The organism is Psychrilyobacter sp. (genome assembly GCF_049671765.1).
Lineage (GTDB): Bacteria > Fusobacteriota > Fusobacteriia > Fusobacteriales > Fusobacteriaceae > Psychrilyobacter.
On record NZ_JBATVM010000283.1, the window covers coordinates 1 to 1,888 of the forward strand.

The 1,888-nt window shown below is 27.1% G+C and carries 6 protein-coding genes; all 6 read right to left on the reverse strand.

The genetic code is table 11. The features are described from left to right. Window positions 1–161 precede the first annotated feature (161 nt). Window positions 162–332: a hypothetical protein gene (locus WBG30_RS13275; RefSeq protein WP_424505134.1), complete on the reverse strand. Its 171-nt coding sequence runs from the start codon at window positions 330–332 to the stop codon at window positions 162–164. A 41-nt stretch (window positions 333–373) separates the two neighbouring features. Next, a complete protein-coding gene (locus WBG30_RS13280) occupies window positions 374–523 on the reverse strand; it encodes a hypothetical protein (RefSeq protein ID WP_424505135.1) in 150 nt (49 codons plus the stop codon). Between the two features lie 44 nt (window positions 524–567). Next, window positions 568–906, reverse strand: a complete 339-nt coding sequence (locus tag WBG30_RS13285) for a hypothetical protein (protein WP_424505136.1) — start codon at window positions 904–906, stop codon at window positions 568–570. Continuing rightward, window positions 903–1,232 carry a hypothetical protein gene (locus WBG30_RS13290; RefSeq protein ID WP_424505137.1) on the reverse strand — a complete coding sequence of 110 codons (330 nt, stop codon included), beginning with the start codon at window positions 1,230–1,232 and terminating at the stop codon, window positions 903–905. Before WBG30_RS13290 ends, WBG30_RS13285 begins: the two co-directional genes overlap by 4 nt. A gap of 43 nt (window positions 1,233–1,275) precedes the next feature. Next, the gene (locus WBG30_RS13295; RefSeq protein ID WP_424505138.1) at window positions 1,276–1,413 is read right to left on the reverse strand and encodes a hypothetical protein; all 138 of its coding nucleotides are present in this window, start codon (window positions 1,411–1,413) and stop codon (window positions 1,276–1,278) included. Window positions 1,414–1,520: 107 nt separating this feature from the next. Beyond that, window positions 1,521–1,790: a hypothetical protein gene (locus WBG30_RS13300; RefSeq protein WP_424505139.1), complete on the reverse strand. Its 270-nt coding sequence runs from the start codon at window positions 1,788–1,790 to the stop codon at window positions 1,521–1,523. Between the last annotated feature and the right edge of the window lie 98 nt (window positions 1,791–1,888).

The following is a 1,888-nucleotide window of genomic DNA, read 5'->3' on the forward strand; positions in this document are numbered from 1 at the left end:
AGTCAGCACATATCCACTTTTTAATATAAAGTTTAGATCCTCTAAACTCATGGCTATAATTTCTTGATGATTTGGTCTTAATTTTGTTTTTTTCATATTGTGTCCTCCTATACAAATTCTTATTTGTTTCTTTTATTTAGTTTTCCCAAACAATTATTTTTTCACCATCTACAACTCCTCAATACTTTTATAGCCTCACGCATTTCTTTCATTTTCTTGCTTGCACACTCGATAGTAAAGCAAGTCTCAGAACCACATTCACAAGCTCTATTATTATTTTTATATTCTTTAGTTATTATTTTTAAGCATTTTTCACATATGAATTTTTCCACTATTACCTTCCCCCTCCTACCAAAACAAATTACAATTTTTTCTATTCCCAAGGGAAATTTATTCCTGACACTAAAATACCGCTAAAAACCCCTATGTAATATGCTACTGTTTTACTCTCTATTTCATCAAGTATTTGGGATATAATAACAAATACTGCTGCACCCATAAATACTTTGAGTAAACTACTCATATATCTTTTCTCCTACTTATAAAAACAATACTCAATTTTATTTATTAAAATAAATGTGTTGCTGCAAATTTTTTCATAGATAAATTAACAACAAAAACACCGTAGTCACCATATTTTTTATTAATTTGCTTGATGCTTTTTTTATTTTTTATGAAGTCTTTTATAATTGTTTTTTTTCGTTCTGATAAAATTTTTATAGGACCTAATGGTTGTTTAGTTATACTTAAATCATATTCATATAAAACATTATTTTTATCCATATTTCCTTTGCAATAATTGATAACTATAATTCCATATTGACCATATTTTTTTCTTATATAATTTAAAGATTTTCCGCTTTTCCATTTTTTAAAAATTTCTCTTTGCAGTTTTGATATTTTCATTTTATGTCCTCCTTTTCTTTATTTTTAAAAGCGTTACTTCTACTTTCAATATCTTTGATGATGTGTTCATAGGCATTAATTTTGCCTTTATGGAAAAGTAGGACTCTTTCTGCATCTTCTCTTTCTTTTAGATTTTTTATCAAAGTTTCCAAATCTTTTTCACAGGCGATTTTGTGAATAGTTATCTGACTAATTAAAATTTCTTCAGGCGATTTAAATATATCTGAATTGAAATAAGATAAGCTAGATTCATTGACCATTTCCATATCTGGAGTGATACAATATTTAATTTTAAAAGATTTTTTTATTTTTTCAAATAAGTTCATATTTCCCTCACTCCTTACATCTTAAATTTTATTACTTCCCTCACTAAATATGATTCCCTTGCATACTTTTTGATATTTTTTTATCTGTATAAGTTTCTCCCATGAATTGAAGTTCCTTAATATTATCTAATATGATAATAGTGAATTTTACCCAATTTGAAATAGTTCCTTGAAATTCCATCCTTACCCCTCCTAGATTAAATACAATTTTTATATTAGTTGCTATAATCTAGTCAGATCATTAGCACTCCTAATATTTTTTCTTTGGTCGGAAATTTTAATTTTGTGCTATAATTTACTTGCAGGAGCTTTTTTCATACCTCTATTTTTTTCTTTGGTCGGATAAATTTTAGATTTTGATTGCTCCTGCTTTTTTAATTCCTTTTTTGGTTTCCAGTTTTTTATTGCCCAAAACAATGTTTTTTCTGTAATTCCTAAAGCATCACAATACATTTTCACCTCATACTTTGGAAGGTTTTGTCTAAGCTCCAGGATGGTTATTTTAAAGCGATCTCTCAGTTCTTCAACTAAGTTATTAGGTGTCATAATTTTATTCATTAATTCCCCCTTTGAAGCCTATTGTATCTATCACATAATATTTTTTCTAATCGAATATTTACTATGTTTTCTTGGGCTTTTTCTAGCTGTTTATATTC

What these genes read in the sequence shown, in the direction of transcription:
- WBG30_RS13280 (WP_424505135.1), bottom strand. Translation starts at nt 523, where the DNA reads ATGAGTAGTTTACTCAAAGTATTTATGGGTGCAGCAGTATTTGTTATT.
- WBG30_RS13285 (WP_424505136.1), bottom strand. Translation starts at nt 906, where the DNA reads ATGAAAATATCAAAACTGCAAAGAGAAATTTTTAAAAAATGGAAAAGC.
- WBG30_RS13290 (WP_424505137.1), bottom strand. Translation starts at nt 1,232, where the DNA reads ATGAACTTATTTGAAAAAATAAAAAAATCTTTTAAAATTAAATATTGT.
- WBG30_RS13295 (WP_424505138.1), bottom strand. Translation starts at nt 1,413, where the DNA reads ATGGAATTTCAAGGAACTATTTCAAATTGGGTAAAATTCACTATTATC.
- WBG30_RS13300 (WP_424505139.1), bottom strand. Translation starts at nt 1,790, where the DNA reads ATGAATAAAATTATGACACCTAATAACTTAGTTGAAGAACTGAGAGAT.